Source organism: Abyssisolibacter fermentans (assembly GCF_001559865.1).
GTDB classification, from domain to species: domain Bacteria; phylum Bacillota; class Clostridia; order Tissierellales; family MCWD3; genus Abyssisolibacter; species Abyssisolibacter fermentans.
In genome coordinates this window covers 19138-39232 of the sequence record NZ_LOHE01000032.1, presented here as the reverse complement: position 1 = coordinate 39232, position 20095 = coordinate 19138, and the positions used below count along the sequence as shown (strand labels likewise).

Here is a 20095-nt window from a genome sequence, read left to right as displayed (position 1 = left end):
AGGGTTTATTTTTTTATTTAAAAATAGATAATTATAAAAGGAGGTTTTTAATAATGCTAGATATTAAAAAAATAAGAAGTAATACTAAAGAAGTTATTGACGGATTAAAGAGCAGAAATGGTGATTATGATATCGAAGGAATATTAAAACTTGATGAAAGAAGAAGAGAACTACTACAGAATACAGAAAATAAGAAATCTGAACAAAATAGTGTATCAAAACAGATACCAAAACTTAAAAAAGAAGGAAAAGACGTGACAGAAATATTAGCTAAAATGAAAGATTTGTCACAATGTATTAAAGAACTAGATGTAGAGGTAAAAGAAGTTGAAGAGGAATTAAATAAAAGACTTTTATCACTTCCTAATATACCTAATACTAAAGTTGTTGTTGGAAATAGTGATGAAGACAATGTTGAGATTAGAAGATATGCTGAGCCAACTAAATTTGATTTTGAACCTAAAGCTCATTGGGATATTGGAGCAGAATTAGATATACTAGATTTTCAAAGAGCATCTAAAATAACAGGTGCTAGATTTTCTCTATATAAAGGATTAGGTGCTAAACTCGAAAGAGTATTGATAAATTTCATGTTAGATACGCATACATTAGAACATGGATATAAAGAGATATTACCACCATTTATGGTAAATAGGGATTCTATGACAGGTACAGGTCAGCTTCCAAAATTTGAAGAAGATGCTTTTAATATTCCTAGTAAAGATTACTTTTTAGTTCCAACAGCTGAGGTTCCAGTTACAAATATTCATAGAAATGAAATACTAGATGAAACTGATTTACCAATATATTTTACTGCTTATACTCCATGTTTTAGACAGGAAGCAGGTTCAGCAGGTAGAGATACTAGAGGATTAATAAGAAACCATCAATTTAATAAAGTAGAATTAGTTAAATTAGTTAAGCCAGAAGAATCATATGATGAGTTAGAAAAACTTACTGAAAATGCAGAAAAAATTCTTAAACTATTGAAATTACCTTATAGAGTAGTAGAGCTATGCACTGGTGATTTAGGATTTTCATCAGCTAAAACTTACGATTTAGAGGTATGGATGCCAAGTTATAACAGATATGTTGAGATATCTTCTTGTAGTAATTTTGAAGATTTCCAAGCAAGAAGAGCAAATATCAAATTTAGAGATGCTAAAACAAATAAAACTAGATTAGTTCATACGTTAAATGGTTCTGGTTTAGCAATAGGAAGGACAACAGCAGCAATATTAGAAAACTATCAACAAGAAGATGGATCAATTATTATTCCAGAAGTATTAAGACCATATTTTAGAGGTTTAGATAAGATTACTAAATAATCAAATTAATATTATATTTCTATAAATTAGTTTATTAAAGTAAATACAAATTTCATTAATAAAGCTAGTATATAAGAAAAAATAAATTTTTGAATTAACTCAATATCTGAAACTTACTGAAATAAAATGCTATTTTGATTAAGCTAATCACACTAAATTTAGAGTGATTAGCTTAACTATATATCATATTAATTAAGTATTTCTATAACTTTTTTGTTTATAATGAACGCTATAGATTAAACTATTTAATAAAGTTTGTTCTATAGCGTTTTATGTTCTTTTATGCTAGAAATTCATTATATCTTTTCTAAATTAATACTTGTATTTCATAAGGACAGTTTTCAAATTTATAAGTACCGTTAGGTATAAATTCTTCAGCAATAATTAACTTAGGAGTTAAGTTGTTTTGTTTAATATAGTCAATTAAAGGTGTAATATCATAATTATCAGATAAAATTTTTGAGCTGAAACAAACATAAACTCCTTCAGGAGCAGTATATAAATATTCTGTTTCAAAACTTGGAGGTTCACCTACAGTAACTGTAGACTGTAAGAAAGTAAGTTTACCATTTAAAAAATCATTACTATCCAAAATATATCCGTAAGGGTTTAATACAGATATATTTACAAATTGTGGTGAATTAATAATTTTTCTCAGTTCTATGTCTATACCTGATATACTAGTAATATTATCAAAAGGATGAGAAATATAATGGCGTTTTTTTATGTGTCTTACATAAACATTGTTATTCATTTGAACTATGTCATAATAAGAGAAATAATTTTCAAGCATATCTAGATTTTTTTTTAACATTTCGATTCTCTTTGTTTCAGAATCAAGATATTCTCTTTGTTTTCTAAAAAATTCTTTTAATTTGGTATTATCTTCATCATATATAATATCTTTAAGCTCATTTAAAGGTATATCCCAATATTTGAATTTTTTAATCTTATCTATAATTAAAAATTGGCTGTAACTATAATATCTATAACCATTTGTTTCATCTATGTATGCCGGTACAAGTAGACCTATCTTATCGTAATATCTCAAAGTTTTAATAGTAATATTATTAATTTTTGAGACTTCTCCAATAGAATATAATTTCATATTTAATCCTCCATAAATTATGTAGATAGTTATCCAGATTATTTATATAACTCTTATGATATGCTGTATATTTCTGAATTATGAGTATAGAACTAAAATACATTTATGTAAAAGTCCAAACTCATTCGAATGAGTTTCATTAATAAAGAGTATTTAATTTTTCTAAATAATTTGAGCTTATATATTCTAACTTTTGTTTATCTTAGTTTACTTGTTTTAGATAAATTTTATGAAAAAATATAATTTTATTTAATCATAATATATTCGGGTATTATGCGTCAAATTCTTTCTTATTAAAAATGAAGTTACTAATTAATTATATTATTGACACTCCCCTAAGGTAATAGTATATCATTCTAATTGTAATTTTGATGCAATATTTTAAGTTTAATAATTAATATTAATTATAAGTAATGATTTAATTATAAAATATTTGGAAATTATATATTTTAAACAAAGGAGGAAGTCACAATGGATAAACATGATTTAAGTAAATCAGATCTAGAAACAAAATTAATTCACACTGGACATAGTTTTGATCCCGTAACACATTCTTTAGCATCACCAATATATCAAACAGCAACTTTTGGATTTGATACAGTTGAACAAATGGATGAGGCTTGGAATGAATTAGGTTACCTTTATACAAGAGAAGGAAATCCGTCTACAATTCAACTAGAAAAAAAACTTGCTGCTCTTGAAGGAGGAGAAGCTGCCGTTACAATGGGTTCAGGAATGGGAGCTGTTTGTTCAACAGTTTTAACATTACTTGAAAAGGGAGAACATATTCTATGCTCTAAAGGATTATTCTTTCACAGTGACATTTTTTTCAGAGAATTAATTGACAAGATGGATGCAGAAGTAAGCTTTGCAGATTTTAAAGATATGGAAGATGTAAAACAAAACATTAAAGAAAATACAACAATAATTTTTATTGAAACACCTGAGAATCCAAAGCTTGGTGTTGTTGATATTAAAGAGGTTGCTGAACTTGCAAAGGAAAATGATTGCATTTTAATAGTTGACAGCACATTTGCACCACCACCTATTCAATATTCATTACAACATGGAGCAGATCTTGTTTTGCATAGCTTAACAAAATATATTAATGGTCATGGCGATGCACTTGGAGGAGCAATTATAGGAAGAAAAGATCTTATAGAAAAAATAAAATACCCTGGTATGCCTTGTTATACAGGTGCAGCACTTTCACCATTTAATGCATGGTTAATTATGAGAGGCATGGCTACTCTTACAATGAGAATACAAAAACATTGTGAAAACGCTTTAGCAATTTCAAAATTCCTTGAATCACATGAATATGTAGAAAAAGTTATTTATCCAGCTCTTGAATCTGATCCATCATATGAACTATGTCAAAAACAAATGAATGGTCTTGGTGGTGGTATTGTTTCATTCTGGTTAAAAGATGGCATTAAAGGAATGACAGTAAGAGAAGCTGACTATAAGCTATGCAACAATATGAATTTACTTTCAATTGCTACAAGTTTAGGTGAAGCTCATACACTGATTCAAGTAGAAAACAGTAATATGATTAGAATTGCGGTAGGACTTGAAGGTGCACAGGATTTAATAGCAGATATAAAACAAGCTTTTGATAAATTATAAAATTTGAAGGGAGAATTGTCTATGGATAATAAAATAAGCTTATTCAAAAAATATAAATGGTTGATGATGATCACAGTATTGTCATTTGGTACGTATGCAATGTATGGTTTACCATATATGAAATCAGTATTCTATGACCCAATGAGAACAGCTCTTGGTCTTTCACATGAACAATATGGACATGTAATTGGTTTATACGGAAAAATTGCTCTGTTAATGTATTTTCCAGGTGGATGGATGGCAGATAAATTTGACCCAAGGAAACTTATGCTATTCTCTTACGTTTCTTCTGGTGCATTAGGTATTTATCTGTCAACATACCCAAGCTACGCTGGTGTACAATTTACATTTATTGCATGGGGTGTGACAACAATCCTTACATTCTGGGCAGCACAAGTTAAAGTAACTCGTTCACTTGGTGATGACGATATGCAAGGTAAAATTTTTGGAATAGCTAATGGTATTGAAGGTATTTCTGGTATGATTATTTCTTTTATTGCCCTAACAATCTTTAATATGGTTGCCGTTGAAGAATTAGGACTAAGATTTGTTCTTATATTCCAATCAAGCTTAACAATTATTGTAGGATTCATTACATTTTTCGCTTTAAGAGATGTTAAATTTAAAGACAGTGATGATGTGAAATATACAGTCCATGATTATATTAAAGTACTAAAAATGCCAGAAGTTTGGTTAATTGGTATTGCTATATTCAGTTACTACACAGTATTTTCATCACTATCATACATTAGCCCATATCTTGAAACTGAGTTTATGCTTTCAGCAGCAATGGTTGGTACAGTTTCAATATTAAGACAAACAGGTACTAAAATAATTGGTGGTCCAACCTTTGGTACGCTAGCTGACAAATGTGGATCAACATCTAAAATGTTTATCGTAGGATTTACTCTAGTAACTGTCTGCGTGGGTGCATTTATGCTTATTCCTGTTAATACAACATATACAATACTGGCAGTAGCGTTAATGTTACTTCTTGCTTTTGGTTTATTTGGTCTAACAGGTATAGGTTATGCTACAATATCAGAAAGTAAAATACCAATGAAATATACAGGTGCAGCAGTTGGACTAATATCATTAATTGGTTATGTTCCAGATGCTTTTTACTACAATATTGCTGGTAATTGGCTAGATACACACGGGAGTAAAGGCTATACTTATATTTTTACTCTTTCATTAATAATGGCAGTAGTTGGATTAGCGGTTAGCATTATACTATATAGTCGAAATAAAAAAAGTAAACTGGATAGACAAGTTAATAGTAGTGTAAAATAAATCATATATAAAAATCTATAAGTAATTAATCAACAAATTTGGAAAAATTTAAGCAACACACTATAAATTGAGCAGAGAATGGATAATTTAAATTTGTGCTAGTAGACACTATTAAAGAATAAGTTTAAGTATTATTATTAAAACTTATTCAAAGAATATAGTAAGTAAGTGAATCTGCATAAAATTATGGATTTTGGTTCTCTGCTTAAAGTGTATAATTCTATAAATAATCAAGGTTAAATATTAAACACAAATTTAATGGATTTTGAAAGATTTATATTAATAGGACTATTAGAATAGGAGCTAAAAAATGAAATTATTAGACATCATTGGAGTATTATTAGTATTCATAATTACTGGTTATATAGGTTACAGATCATCTAAGTCTGTAAAATCAATGAATGATTTTACTCTTGGAGGTAGGAATATTGGTAAGATAAAAGCTGGGTTTAGTATGGCAGCAACAGAGTTTGGAGGAAGTAGTTTTATAGGAGCTATGGCCTTTTGCTATACTGTTGGGCTTTCTGGAGTATGGTGGGATTGGTGTGCTGTTCCTGCTTTTCTTTTATTAGGAATATTTTTTGCAGCAAAGATTAAGCTTCCAAATCTTGTAACCATCACAGATTTCTTTGATCAAAGGTATGACAAAAAGACAAAATATTTATGTTCTTTTTTGCATATATTAGCTACTGTAGCACAAATAGCTGCACAATTTACTGTTGGAGCAGTTGCATTAAATGGTATAGTTGGTATACCTATTAATGTTGGACTATTTCTAACCTTGACTTTTGTTGTGTTATATACAATAAGTGGAGGGTTTATAGCTGTTGTAAATACAGACATTGTTCAATTTGTATTTATAATTGGCTCAATATTAATTTCTGTTCCGATAGCTATAGTATCATCAGGTGGAGTTGAAGGTATTATGACGACTTTACCAGAAAACCTTTTGAGGTTTGACCAGGTTTCATTTTCTACTGTAATTTCATGGACACTTTTTAGTTTATTTTCATATGCAACAAGTCAACATTATATTCAGAGAATATTTGCTTCAAAAGATAAAAGCACAGCAAAATTTTCTTTTATTTTTACTGGAGTGATGTACATATTTTATGGTCTACTCATTGCAATAATTGGAATTTGTATTATAGTATTAATACCTAATCTTGACAATCCTAATTTAGGATATGCTCTATTTGTTAAAAATTATCTACCAGTTGGAATATCTGGGCTTGCGTTAGGTTCTATATTTGCTGCTTCTATGTCAACAGCGGATTCTATGATTTTAGCAGCATCTACGCTTTTTGTTAATGACATATATATACCATATAAAGAAAAGAAGGATAAGAATTTAAGCCAAAAGCAGAAAATAAGAGTAACAAGGATTATCACTGTTCTTATTTCAATCGGTGGTGTTATTATATCTTTTATTTCAGATAACTTAATAGATATAGCTTACTTAGGGGGTTTATTTTACTCTACCGCTGTATTTATGCCTTTAATATTAGGTTTATATTGGAAAAGAGCTACTACAAAAGGGGCATACTATTCTATTATAACGGCATTAATCGTAGGGTTGTATTCAAATTTTTTCTTAGTTGGAAAAACGAGTGGAATATTAAGTATGCCATCAAATATTCTAGCTGTTATTGCAGGAACATTAGTATTAATATCCATTTCAATTGCTGATAGTAGAAAAAAATTAAAGCTTTAGGAGATTGAATTGTATCTACTAATTTATAAAAAAACAAAAACCAAACAAGAATCAATCATATTTAACTTAAAATAGTCTAAATATGATTGATTTTTTTGTTATTTATAACAAGAGATTATAAACCTTCTAAGAAGTATAATTAATTAACTTATTTATAAATATTAAATAAGAAAAAGGAAACCATAAAATTGTAACAAAATAAAAAAACAGGTGGTATGATATGAAACTTTCAAAATCTAAAAAACTGTTTTTAACACTTTTTTTATTAATGCTCGTAATAGCCTATTTTGATAACAATATAAATAATAATGATATTCTAGATAGAATAAATAATGAAAAAAACAAACTTCCAACTTCACTAAACACTCGTAAAGATAAACCAATGATTTTAGCTAAAGATTATAATGGTTTAGATTATAATAAGATAAATAGTTATAATATTGATGTTCATCTACTAGAAGAAGAAAAAAAATTAAAAGTCAAACAAAAAGTGAAATATTTCAATAATGAAAATATCGATTTAAGTGAATTGTTTTTTCATATTTATCCTAATGTTTATAAAACTAAAAGGACTGCACCTAGTATATATAACACTTATGAGGAATCTTTTCCTAATGGATTTTCAGCTGGATATATAAAATTCCAAAAAATCTGCATTAATAATAAAAAAGTTAATTATTATATTCAAGGAATAGACGATACTATATTAAAGATAAAATTGTCAAATAAACTTAAAAAATCAGAATTTGTTGTTATAGATTTAGAATATGAAGTGTTTATCCCTTGTAGTAATGGTAGATTTGGCTATGATAATGAAATATATAACTTTGGCAATTGGTACCCTATAGCAGCAGTTTATGATGATAATGGCTGGAATTTAGATCCTTACTATAATATAGGTGATCCTTTTTACAGTGATACCAGTAATTATTATGTAAACATATATACACCTAAAAATATGGTAGTAGCATCATCAGGTGATACACTTAAAAAACAAGTACAAAACAATTATATGCATTGGGAAATAAAGGCTGATTTTAGACGAGATTTTGCCTTTGTAGCAAGTAGAAAATTTTTATTAAAAGAAAAATATGTAGATGGTATTTTGATAAAGTGTTATTTATTAAAAAATAATAAAGAAGCTAATGAATATGCTGTCAAGACTGCATGTAACAGTATAAGAATTTTCAATAAGGTTTTTGGATTATATCCATTTAAGACTTATTCAGTAGTAGCTACAAATTTTCCAACAGGAATGGAATATCCGGCAATAGTATTTATCAGTCAAAAATTATACGATTCAAATAAATTAAGAGATTTAGAAATTGTTATAGTCCATGAAACAGCGCACCAATGGTGGTATTCAGCAATAGGGAATGATGAAATTGACGAACCATGGCTTGATGAGTCTTTAACTACTTATTCAGAGGTGATATACTTTGATGAAATGCTAGGAGAAGTAGCAGGAGAAAAATATTTTGATGAAAGTATAAAACAGCCATATGATTTTACAAAGTCAAGAATTAAAAATAAAAGGGTTTTAAGACCATTAAGCGATTTTAATGGTTGGTTAGATTATGATGGTTTAGTTTATAATAAAGGAGCTATATTTATACATGAAATAGAAAAAAATTATGGAGAAAGTGTTTTATATAATATACTCAAAAAATATTATAAAGAATACAAATTTCATAATGCTACTTCTGACGAATTTTTAGATTTATGTCAGCAAATGACTAATCATGAATTTAAACAACTAGTTGATAAATGGTTATACAATTAATAAAAATAAATCTTAGAATGTTGTTTTTGGTGTGAATGTTTACTCATTATAAAACAATCCAATAGAGCGACTTTAAAAAATATTTTGAGATAATCACAAACTGAAATATAGAATCAAACATTTTAGTTCATTTTTTAAAATTACTATCAAAATAAGAAAACGTTCTCATAATGATAGTAGCAGAGTTTAATAGTAAATTAGATAGCTATAATATGTTTATGGGAATAAATACATTCTCAAAATGATAGTAATATATAAGAAATTAATAAAAAATTGGAGTATTAAACTAGCATTTTTGCTAGTTTTTTTATTTATTTATAAAATTCTCACTTTTTTAAGGTAGAGTAAAAAATATTAATTTAAGTTGTAATGGAGTATTTATCTAATGTATCAATGATTTACTTTAGAAAAGCATATTTACTTGGCATACAACTTGCTTTTTATAATGTCAACGAAGGGAGGGATAATGTGACTAATCAAGAAATACTAAAGTTATTAAAAAGAGAGGTAGTACCTGCACTTGGATGTACTGAACCCATAGCAGTAGCTTTAGCAGCAGCAAAAGCTAGTGAAGAATTAAAAAATAGACCTGAGAGTGTAGAAGTGTATGTAAGTGCAAATATACTAAAAAACGGTATGGGTGTTGGTGTTCCTGGTACAGGTATGACAGGATTATATATAGCAACTGCATTAGGCTGTATTGGTGGAAAATCTGAAAAAGAATTAGAAGTGTTATCAGATGTAACACAGCAAGATGTAGAAGATGCTAAAAAGATGGTCAAAGATAATAAAATAAAAGTTAATTTAAAAGATATAAAAGAGAAATTGTATATTGAAGTTATAGCTAAGGAAAACGATAACTATGCAAAAGTAGTTATAAGAAAACAACATAGTAATATAGTTTTAGTTGAATTTAATGATAAGGTAATATATAAAATTGATGAAGAACCAGAGAATGTAAAAGCAGACAATAGCAAATTAAAACTTACAGTAGATGAAATATACAATTTTGCTCTTTCAGTAGATATTGAAGATGTAAAATTCCTTTTGGATGGAGCTAAAATGAATAAAGATTTAGCAGACGAAGCGCTTAATAATAATTACGGTTTACAGGTTGGGAAAACGATTCTTAAAGGGATTGAAAGTGGTTTTTATAGTGATGATATACAATCTTATGCAAAGGCTTTAACTGCAGCAGCTGCAGACGCAAGAATGTCAGGATGTATGCATGCAGTGATGAGTAATTCAGGCAGTGGAAATCAAGGTATAACAGTATCATTGCCAGTTTATGCAGTTGCATTGAAATTAAATGCAGATGAAGAAAAAACAATAAGAGCTTTAACTATTAGTAATTTAATAGCAATACATATTAAAACCTATCTAGGAAGACTATCAGCTTTATGTGGTTGTGTAGTTGCATCAACTGGATCAAGTTGTGGTATAACCTATCTATTAGGAGGAGAATTAAAAAATATAAAATATTCAATAAAAAATATGATAGGTGATATATCAGGTATGGTATGTGATGGTGCTAAATGTGGATGTGCATTAAAGGTTTCAACAGGAGTTAGTTCAGCTATACAATCAGCAATGCTTGCAATTAATGATATTGAAATATCTTATCATGATGGAATTGTCGATGATGATGTAGAAAATACTATTAAGAATTTATGCATGCTTGGTATCGAGGGAATGAATAATGCAGATAAAGTAATGCTTGATATCATGGTAAGCAAATAATAAAGAGGAGTGTATTTAAGCTATGAAAAGAAAAAAAGTATTTACATTGATTTTGGTAGTAACGTTAATAACTTCCTTATTATTAGTAGGTTGTGGAGATTCAAAGAAAGGTACTGCTGATAATGGCAATGCCTCTAATACTATTAAGATTGCAGTAGCAGGACCTATGACTGGTGACTACGCCCAATATGGAGAAGCTTTTCAAAGAGCAACATCATTAAAAGCTAAAGAAATAAATGATGCAGGTGGAATTGATGGTAAAAAGATTGAATTAATTGTTTTAGATGATAAAAATGATGCAAAAGAAGCGACAAACGTTGCTCAAAAGTTAATATCAGATGAAGATATAGTAGGTTTAATAGGACATTTCTCTAGCAGTGCATGTCTAGCAGCAGCTCCAGTTTATCAAAAAGCTGGACTAGTTGAATTTTCACCAACATCTTCTCATCCAAGATTTACAAAACAAGGAACATATATGTTTAGAAATGTAAACACACAAGAAGTAGAAGGACCAATAGCAGCAGAATTTGCAATCAACGATCTTGGTAAAAAGAAAATAGCTATTATTTATATAAACAATGACTGGGGAATTACAGCTAAAGATAATTTTATAAGTAAAGCTGAAGAACTAGGCGGAGAAATAGTAGCTTGTGAAACATTTATAGGTGGACAAACTAAAGACTTTACTCCAACTATTACAAAAATAAGAGAAGCTGAACCTGAATTAGTATTCCTTGCAGCTATGTATTCAGAATCAGGAATGATAGCACAACAAATAAAACAAATGAATTATGATGTACAATTACTTGGAACAAGTGCATTAAATAATGAACAATTCTTGAAATTAGCAGGTGATTCAATAGAAGGCTTATACTTGACAAATAACTTCTTTGCACAAGATCCTAAACCAATGGTACAAAATTTTATTAAAGAATTTAAAGATGAATTTGGTGTTGAGCCTGATCAATTTGCGGCTCTTGCATATGATTCATTAGGGATGATGGCAGAGGCTCTTAAAGTATCAGGCTGTGATAGAGCAAAGCTTAGAGATGAGCTTGCAAAGATAAAAAATTATGAAGGTGTAACTGGAAATACAACATTTAATGAAAATCGTGATGTTATTAAAGAAATGGTAATTCTTCAAGTTAAAGATAATAAGTTTACCCTATATAAATAATAACATATAATACCCAAAGGTAGTGCAGCATATTGCTGTACTGCCTTATAAAAAGAACGGGGGGAAGTAGATGATAGTACAGCAGTTAATCAATGGCCTTACTATAGGAAGTACATATGCATTGGTTGCTATAGGGTACACAATGGTTTTTGGTATATTAGAGCTAGTTAACTTTTCACATGGATCTGTTTATATGACAGGAGCATTTTTAACATTAATTTTTTTAACATCATTTGGTGCAAATTTTTTCTTAGCTTTTGTAATTAGTATAATATTAACCGGTTTATTAGGGGTTATGGTTGATAGATGTGCATTAAAACCATTAAGAAAAAAGAATGCTCCAAAAGTTAGTTCGCTTATAAGTACAATAGGTGTATCTATATTTTTACAAAACTTAGTAATGATGATATGTGGATCAGAAACTAAAAATTTTCCACTAATAATAGATTTAGGAAGCTTTAATATAGGAGAGGCTAGTATTTCTTATTTACAAATAATAATTTTTAGTATATGTATTTTACTACTAATAGCTCTTCAAATACTAGTAAACAAAACAAAAGTTGGAAAAGCTATGAGAGCTACTGCACAAAATATGGAAGCTGCAAGACTTATGGGAATTAATGTTAATACTATTATTACCTTAACATTCTTTATTGGTGCAGCATTAGCATCAGTGGCAGGAACAATGGTTGGAATGTATTATCAAACAGTTGATTATGCAATGGGCTTTATGGTAGGTTTAAAAGCATTTGCAGCAGCAGTATTGGGTGGAATAGGTGTTTTGCCAGGAGCTATGTTGGGCGGTTTAACTATTGGAATTATTGAAACAATAACTGCAGGTTATTTCAATGCAGGATATAGAGATGCAGTAGCATTTGCTATATTGATTATAGTTCTTATATTTAAACCATCAGGTTTACTTGGTAAACAAGCGCCAAAGAAAGTGTAGGTGATAATCTTGAATAGTTTAATAAATAGATTATTTAAATTTATATTAGAAAAGAACAAACTAATTTCAACAATTTTAATAATACTTATAGTTGCTATACCATATTATGGATTCAGTCCATATATAATGAGAATAATAATATTAACAGGGATATATATAATTTTAGCATCGAGCTTAAATTTATTAACTGGTTTTACAGGACAAGTTTCATTAGGCCATGCTGCTTTTTATGGAATTGGAGCATATGCTTCAGCATTAATAGCCATAGATTTAGGGATGCCTTATATGGTAAGTTTAATAATGGCAGGTATAATAGCAGGTTTAGCAGCATTTCTAATAGGTGTACCTACACTTAAACTGGAAGGAACATATCTATCTATCGTAACTTTAGGATTTTGTGAAATTATGCGACTTACTGAATTAAACTGGATGGATGTTACAAGAGGACCGTTAGGATTGCCTGGAATACCTTGTCCGAGTATTTTTGGATTTGCAATTGATACAGATACAGAATATTTTTATTTGATATTAATATTAGTAACTATATGTCTTGTAACTATATATAATATCATAAATTCAAGGACTGGTAGAGCATTAATATCTATTAAAGAAGATGAGCTTGCATCAGAAGCAATGGGTGTAAATACTTTCAAATATAAAATGATAGCATTTACAACATCAGCATTCTTTGCTGGAATAGCAGGTAGTTTCTATGCTCATTATGTAACATATATTGATCCTCAGTCATTTACATTTGATGAATCTATTCAAATATTAAGTATGGTTATACTAGGAGGAATGGGTAGTATACCTGGAGCTATAATAGGTTCAATAATACTAGTATCTGTACCTGAAGTATTGCGTTCAGTGCAAGAATATCGAATGGTTATATATGGATTAGTATTAGTGGTAATGATGCTTACAAGACCACAAGGTATATTAGGAAATGTTAATATAACTAAATGGATGAAGGAAAAATTAAATAAACAAAAATCTCAAAAGGAGGTTGCTTAATATGCATAAACTACAAACTAGTAATCTTACAATGAGATTTGGTGGACTAACAGCAGTAGGAAGTGTTGATATGCATATAGATGAAAATGAAATAATAGGTTTAATAGGACCTAATGGTGCAGGGAAAACAACTTTCTTTAATATGCTTACTGGAATGTATGCGCCTACAGAAGGAAAAATTACTTATAAAGGCGATGATATAACAGGATTAAAACCTTATAAAATTACTGATATAGGTTTAGCAAGAACATTTCAAAACATAAGATTATTTAAAAAAATGACAGTGCTTGAAAATGTTATGCTTGGAATGCATACGAGGACAAAAAGCACTATGTTCAATTCAATATTCAAAACCAGGATACATAAAAAAGAAGAAATTGAAAATGTAAAAAAATCTATGGATATTTTAAAAATGGTAGAGCTTGACCATAAAAAAGATGAATTAGCTCAAAATTTACCATATGGAGAACAAAGAAAGCTTGAAATAGCAAGAGCTATGGCTAGTAATCCAGGGATATTGCTTTTAGATGAGCCAGCAGCAGGTATGAATGAACAAGAAACTATAGATTTAAAAGAATTTATTGGTAAATTAAAAAAAATAGGCATGACAGTTTTACTAATCGAGCATGATATGAAATTAGTAATGAGTATATGTGAAAGAATTTATGTTTTAGACCATGGAAAACTTATAGCACAAGGAAATCCAAAAGAAATACAGTCAAACCCAAAAGTAGTAGAAGCATATTTAGGAAAGGGGGTTTAGACATGGCTTTGTTAAAACTAACTGATTTACATGTAAGTTATGGTAGTATAAAAGCTGTTAAAGGTATAGACATAGAAATAAATGAAGGTGAGATAGTATCTTTAATAGGTAGTAATGGTGCTGGTAAAACAACCACAATGAGAACAGTTTGCGGCCTTATTAAACCTGTTCATGGTAAAATCGAATTTGATGGAAAAGACATAACTAAAACAGGTACATCAGATATAGTAAAAATGGGAATTAGTATGTCACCTGAAGGAAGACAAGTTTTTCCTAAAATGAGTGTTAAAGATAATTTAGTAATGGGTGGCTTTATAAAGACTAGTTCTGAAATTGATGAAATGATAGAGAAGGTATTTAATTTATTTCCAAGATTAAAAGAGAGAATTAATCAACAAGCAGGAACACTTTCAGGCGGAGAACAACAAATGCTTGCAATTGGTAGAGCTATGATGTCTAAACCAAAGCTATTACTTTTAGATGAACCTTCATTAGGATTAGCTCCAATAATAGTACAAGATATATTTAATTTAATTCAAGAAATAAATAAAATGGGAACAACAATAATGCTTGTTGAGCAAAATGCCAGAATGGCTTTAATGATTGCAGATAGAGGATATGTACTGGAAACAGGTAAGATTACATTATCAGACAATGCAAATACACTATTAAATAGTGATGAAGTGAGAAAGGTATACTTAGGTGAAAACTAAGTAATATTATAAAAAGATTAAAGGAGGATATATAAAATGGGAGAAATGATGTATACACAAAAAGAATTTACAGATGCTTTTAGATCAGCAATAGAGGATAGAGCAACATGGTTTTATTTATTATTAAATGCAGCAGAGGAATTAGGTGGAGATCCAGATAAAATTGCCGAAATAGCAATAACTAGATTTGGTAAAATGAAAGGTAAAAAAATGGAAGATAGTTTAGGAAGAGTTACAGACGCAGGAGATTTTGTAAAGAAATTATCTGAAGGACCAGCTTTCAATGCTTTTGAAATGGAAAGAGTTAGATTTGATGAAAAACAAGGTGAATTAAAATTCAGATATTGTGCATTAGTTGAAGCTTGGAAAAAACTAGGATGTTCAGCAGAAGAAATTTCTAGATTATGCAAATTAGCAAGTTATGGAGATTTTGGAGTAGTTAGCTGCTTCCCATCACTAAACTTAGAATTCAAACAATTATTAGCTAATGGTGATGAGTGCTGTCACATGGTAGTAACACCAAAAGAAGAAAAATAGGATAACAATTAATATAGATTGAGGAGGAAAATAAAATGGGAGAAATGATGTATACACAAAAAGAATTTACAGATGCTTTTAGATCAGCAATAGAGGATAGAGCAACATGGTTTTATCTATTATTAAATGCAGCAGAAGAAACAGGAGTAGATCCTGATAAAATGGCTGAAATAGCTATAACTAAGTTTGGAAAAATGAAAGGTAGAAAAATGGAAGAATCAATGGGCAAAATCGAAAATGCAGGAGATTTTGTTATGAAATTATCAGAAGGTCCTGCTAATGAAGCATTTGCTATGGAAAGAGTAAGACATGATGAAGAGCAAGGTGAATTAAAATTCAAGTATTGTGCATTAGTAGAAGCTTGGAAAAAGTTAGGATGTAATTCTAGTGAGATAGAAAGATTATGTAAATTAGCAAGCTATGGAGATTTTGGAGTAGTAAGCTGTTTCCCAGAATTAAACTTAGAATTTAAAAAGTTATTAGCTAAAGGAGAATGTTGCTGTCATATGGTAGTAACACCAAAAAAATAACTTTTAAGCCTGATTATTCATATAACTTTGAATAATATGCTGTAAGTTTCTGAATTAGAAGATTCCAGTGAAATCGAAGGCATACCGAGTTGGTATGTCGAGAATTTAATGGACATCTTATAATCAGAAGGAATACTTACTAATGAATCTCCTATTCCGCTTCTTCATAGGAGTAAGCGATTCACATAAAATCATAGATTTTAGTTCACTGCTCATAATTTTCTATGAATAATCTGGGTTTAATTATATGTAGGAGGAGATAGCATGAAAAAATTAATCAATAAAACTCAAGATGTAGTTGAAGAAATGCTTCAGGGTATAGCATTAGCACATTCTGATAGAGTAAAAAGAATAGAAGGTTTTAATGTTATTGCAAGAAATGAAAAAGGAAATAAAGTTGGTTTAGTAAGTGGTGGAGGAAGTGGTCATGAACCTTCACACGCTGGATTTGTTGGACAGGGAATGCTAGATGCAGCAGTAGCGGGTAATGTATTTGCTTCGCCAAGTCCAGATCAAATAATAGAGGGAATAAAAGCAGCTGATAATGGAAAAGGAGTATTATTAGTAGTAAAAAATTATTCCGGAGATATAATGAATTTTGAAATGGCAGCAGAGTTAGCTGAAATGGAAGGAATAGAGACAAGAACTATAGTAGTTAATGATGATGTGGCAGTAGAAGATAGTACCTATACAACAGGAAGAAGAGGTATAATCGGAACAGTTTTTGTTCATAAAATAGCAGGTGCTGCCGCACAAAAGGGTTTAAACCTTGATGAGGTTAAAAGAATAGCAGATAAAGTTGTTGACAATGTCAGATCAATGGGTATGAGCCTTACACCATGCATTATACCGGAAGTTGGCAAACCTGGCTTTGAATTAAAAGACAATGAAATGGGTATAGGTATAGGCATACATGGTGAACCAGGAGTAGCAGTAAGCGAAATCAAAACTGCTGATGAAACAGCGGAGATTCTTGTTAATAAAATACTAGAAGACAAAGACTATTGTAAGTCAGAGGTAGGTATTATTATTAATGGTTTGGGAGCAACACCACTAATGGAGTTATATATCGTAAATAGAAAAGTTCAAGAATTATTGAAAGAAAAAAATATTAAGGTATACAAGACTTATGTAGGAAATTATATGACAGCACTTGAAATGGCTGGATTTAATATTAGTTTAATAAAATTAGATGATGAACTTAAAGAGTTATTAGACTATCCATGTAATACACCCGCTCTAGTACAGATTTAGGAGGGAAAAAATGAAAGCAGAAAATGTTTTAGAAATACTAGATATTTTTAGTGAAAAAATAATAAAAGAGAAAGATTATTTAACTGAATTAGACGCTGCTACTGGAGATTCTGACCATGGAATAAACATGGAAAAAGGGATTTTAGCATATAAAGAAAAAGCTACAGATTTTAAAAATGAAAGTTTGCAAAACATTTTTAAAAATTTTGGTATGATAGTAATGTCAAAAGTAGGAGGCGCTTCAGGTGCATTGTATGGAACTGCATTTATAAAAAGTGCTAAGGCGGTTGGAAATGCAGATAGTATAGATAATAAATTACTATTGACTATTTTAGAAGAAGCCTTAGCTGGTATAAAAATGAGAGGTAGAGCAGTTGTAGGAGAAAAAACTTTAGTTGATACTTTAGAACCAGCGGTAGAATGCTATAGAACTCATCTTGAGAGTAATTGCGAAATAGAAAAACTAATGACAGAGTTTAAAGAATCTGCAAAAAAAGGTATGGAATCAACAAAAGATATGGTAGCAAAAAAAGGAAGAGCTCACTATCAAGGTGAAAATAGTAGAGGTCATCTAGATCCGGGAGCAGTTTCATTATATTATTTATTAGAAATAATTGCAGACTATGTTCTTAATAAGAGGTGATTAAATGGTAGGTATAGTAATAGTGTCTCATAGCTATAAGGTAGCAGAAGGTATAAAAGATATATTAGATCAAATGGCTCAAAAATCAGTACCTATAGCAACAGCAGGAGGAACATCAGACTTAGATATTGGTACTGATCCATTTAAAATTAAAGATGCTATAGAAGAAGTGTATTCAGAAGATGGTGTAATAATATTTATAGATATAGGTAGCGCAATAATGAATACAAAAATAGCAATAGAATTTTTAGATGATGAAATGCAAAGCAATATAGTTATAGCTAATGCTCCAGTATTAGAAGGAGGCTTAGTAGCTGCTGTTGAATCAAAAATAGGCAGAGATTTAATGAGTATAAAGGAATCAGTAGAGCAATCAGTTAAAGAAATTGATAAATTCATGGATTAGTTTACTAATCCATGAATAATACAGAATATTGTCTAGTTTAGTCGAATTCTGATATAATACATGTATCTTATAGAATTGTTTGAGGTGATTTTTTGAAGCTAAAAGATATTGGAAAATACGTGCAAAAAGTTTCAGAAAATATTGCTAAGGTAATAAATGCTGATGTAACCGTTGTTGATGTTGATAGAACTAGAATAGCTGGAACAGGTCGGTTTGTTTTAAAGATTGGTTCTAAAATAGATAAAAATTCGTTTTACAATGAAATATTAAAAACAGGGCAGCATAAAATATTTAAAGGGAAATATTCAAATGGTTCTTGTAAAGTTTGTGCACATAATAATAATTGTGAAGAAGTTTTTGATATTTGTTGTCCTGTAAAAAAAGGTGATTTAGTAGTTGGTGTAATAGGTATTGTAGCGTTTAATGAATCACAAAAACATGATTTGGTTCAAAAAAAAGAGGATCTTATAAGTTTTATTTATAATATGTCAGATTTGTTGATTTCTAAATTAGAAAATAAAGGTACAAATATAAGTACCATAAAAAAAACATATAATGCAATAACATTTGACGATATAATTGGTAATAATAAACATATGCAAAAAGCAAAAGATAGAGCTAAAATAGCAGCCCAATCTTGTTCTAATATTCTAATAACAGGTGAAAGTGGTACTGGAAAAGAAATGTTTGCACAAGCAATACATAATGAAAGTAAAAGAAGTGGCCATCCTTTTGTTGCAATTAATTGCGCTGCTATTCCAGATGGTCTTCTTGAAAGTGAATTGTTTGGCTATGAGCAAGGTGCATTTACAGGTGCTAAAAACAATGGTAAAAAAGGTAAATTTGAAGTAGCAGCAGGAGGAACAATTTTTCTGGACGAAATAGGAGATATGCCTTTATATTTGCAATCTAAATTATTAAGAGTACTACAAGAAAGATATATTGAACATATAGGCAGTAATAAAATAATAGACATAGACGTTAGGATAATTTCAGCAACACATAAAAACTTAGAACAATTAGTTAAAGAAGGCATTTTTAGAAATGATTTATATTATAGATTAAATGTTATTCCTATTTATATACCTTCTTTAAAAGAAAAAAATGATGATATATGTTCATTAATGGAAAAATTGTTAATTAAATGCAATCATAAATTAAATAAGAATGTAGAAGCTTTTTCAAAAGATGTGTATGAAATATTTAATAGATATGACTGGCCAGGAAATGTAAGAGAATTAGAAAATGTTATAGAATACGCTATAAACATGGAAAAAAGTAAAGTAATTTCAATTGATAGTTTACCTGATAAAATCAAGAAATTTAAAGATACAGAGGAATTATATAATGATGAAAGAATAAAAAATATACATGTATTAGAAAAGGAAGAGATTGTTAAAGCTTTGTATTTCTATGGTTCAAATACAGAAGGAATAAAAAAGAGTGCAAAAGCACTAGATATTGGAGTTGCAACACTATATAGAAAAATAAAAAAATATCAAATTAGTATTTAA

Annotated in this window: 18 protein-coding genes; 17 read left to right on the top strand and 1 reads right to left on the bottom strand. The window is 29.4% G+C overall.

Annotation, left to right across the window (positions count from 1 at the left end):
- The first annotated feature begins 53 nt into the window (after positions 1–53).
- Positions 54–1328, top strand: coding sequence for a serine--tRNA ligase (gene serS, locus AYC61_RS02455; RefSeq protein ID WP_066496400.1), 1275 nt, complete (start codon positions 54–56; stop codon positions 1326–1328).
- A gap of 307 nt (positions 1329–1635) precedes the next feature.
- Here serS and AYC61_RS02450 read toward each other — a convergent pair whose 3' ends face one another.
- The gene (locus AYC61_RS02450; protein ID WP_066496398.1) at positions 1636–2436 is read right to left on the bottom strand and encodes a MerR family transcriptional regulator; all 801 of its coding nucleotides are present in this window, start codon (positions 2434–2436) and stop codon (positions 1636–1638) included.
- A gap of 471 nt (positions 2437–2907) precedes the next feature.
- Here AYC61_RS02450 and AYC61_RS02445 point away from each other — a divergent pair, with 471 nt between their 5' ends.
- The 16 genes from AYC61_RS02445 (at position 2908) to AYC61_RS02370 (ending at position 20095) form a co-directional block, all read left to right on the top strand.
- Positions 2908–4065, top strand: coding sequence for a trans-sulfuration enzyme family protein (locus AYC61_RS02445; protein ID WP_066496395.1), 1158 nt, complete (start codon positions 2908–2910; stop codon positions 4063–4065).
- Between the two features lie 21 nt (positions 4066–4086).
- On the top strand, positions 4087–5358 hold the full coding sequence (locus tag AYC61_RS02440; protein WP_066496394.1) for an MFS transporter: 1272 nt from the start codon (positions 4087–4089) through the stop codon (positions 5356–5358).
- Positions 5359–5668: 310 nt separating this feature from the next.
- Entirely contained in the window at positions 5669–7072 is a 1404-nt protein-coding gene (locus tag AYC61_RS02435) for a sodium:solute symporter family protein (RefSeq protein WP_066496392.1), read from the top strand.
- 220 nt (positions 7073–7292) lie between these two features.
- Complete coding sequence (locus tag AYC61_RS02430) at positions 7293–8855, top strand: M1 family metallopeptidase (protein ID WP_066496388.1); 1563 nt, start codon at positions 7293–7295, stop codon at positions 8853–8855.
- Positions 8856–9323: 468 nt separating this feature from the next.
- On the top strand, positions 9324–10595 hold the full coding sequence (locus AYC61_RS02425; protein ID WP_066496385.1) for an L-cysteine desulfidase family protein: 1272 nt from the start codon (positions 9324–9326) through the stop codon (positions 10593–10595).
- Between the two features lie 22 nt (positions 10596–10617).
- Positions 10618–11772 (top strand): ABC transporter substrate-binding protein, encoded by a 1155-nt coding sequence (locus AYC61_RS02420; protein WP_066496383.1) that lies wholly within the window; start codon positions 10618–10620, stop codon positions 11770–11772.
- A 70-nt stretch (positions 11773–11842) separates the two neighbouring features.
- On the top strand, positions 11843–12721 hold the full coding sequence (locus AYC61_RS02415; protein ID WP_066496381.1) for a branched-chain amino acid ABC transporter permease: 879 nt from the start codon (positions 11843–11845) through the stop codon (positions 12719–12721).
- Positions 12722–12730: 9 nt separating this feature from the next.
- Complete coding sequence (locus tag AYC61_RS02410; protein WP_066496379.1) at positions 12731–13735, top strand: branched-chain amino acid ABC transporter permease; 1005 nt, start codon at positions 12731–12733, stop codon at positions 13733–13735.
- A gap of 1 nt (position 13736) precedes the next feature.
- Positions 13737–14498 (top strand): ABC transporter ATP-binding protein, encoded by a 762-nt coding sequence (locus tag AYC61_RS02405; RefSeq protein WP_066496375.1) that lies wholly within the window; start codon positions 13737–13739, stop codon positions 14496–14498.
- 8 nt (positions 14499–14506) lie between these two features.
- Positions 14507–15211, top strand: coding sequence for an ABC transporter ATP-binding protein (locus tag AYC61_RS02400; RefSeq protein WP_338026013.1), 705 nt, complete (start codon positions 14507–14509; stop codon positions 15209–15211).
- Between the two features lie 36 nt (positions 15212–15247).
- Positions 15248–15748: an L-2-amino-thiazoline-4-carboxylic acid hydrolase gene (locus AYC61_RS02395; protein ID WP_066496369.1), complete on the top strand. Its 501-nt coding sequence runs from the start codon at positions 15248–15250 to the stop codon at positions 15746–15748.
- Between the two features lie 35 nt (positions 15749–15783).
- On the top strand, positions 15784–16278 hold the full coding sequence (locus AYC61_RS02390; protein WP_066496367.1) for an L-2-amino-thiazoline-4-carboxylic acid hydrolase: 495 nt from the start codon (positions 15784–15786) through the stop codon (positions 16276–16278).
- A 264-nt stretch (positions 16279–16542) separates the two neighbouring features.
- Positions 16543–17532, top strand: coding sequence for a dihydroxyacetone kinase subunit DhaK (dhaK, locus tag AYC61_RS02385; protein WP_066496363.1), 990 nt, complete (start codon positions 16543–16545; stop codon positions 17530–17532).
- 10 nt (positions 17533–17542) lie between these two features.
- Positions 17543–18175, top strand: coding sequence for a dihydroxyacetone kinase subunit DhaL (gene dhaL, locus AYC61_RS02380; protein WP_066496361.1), 633 nt, complete (start codon positions 17543–17545; stop codon positions 18173–18175).
- Positions 18176–18179: 4 nt separating this feature from the next.
- On the top strand, positions 18180–18581 hold the full coding sequence (gene dhaM, locus AYC61_RS02375) for a dihydroxyacetone kinase phosphoryl donor subunit DhaM (protein ID WP_066496357.1): 402 nt from the start codon (positions 18180–18182) through the stop codon (positions 18579–18581).
- Between the two features lie 92 nt (positions 18582–18673).
- Complete coding sequence (locus tag AYC61_RS02370) at positions 18674–20095, top strand: sigma-54 interaction domain-containing protein (RefSeq protein WP_066496355.1); 1422 nt, start codon at positions 18674–18676, stop codon at positions 20093–20095.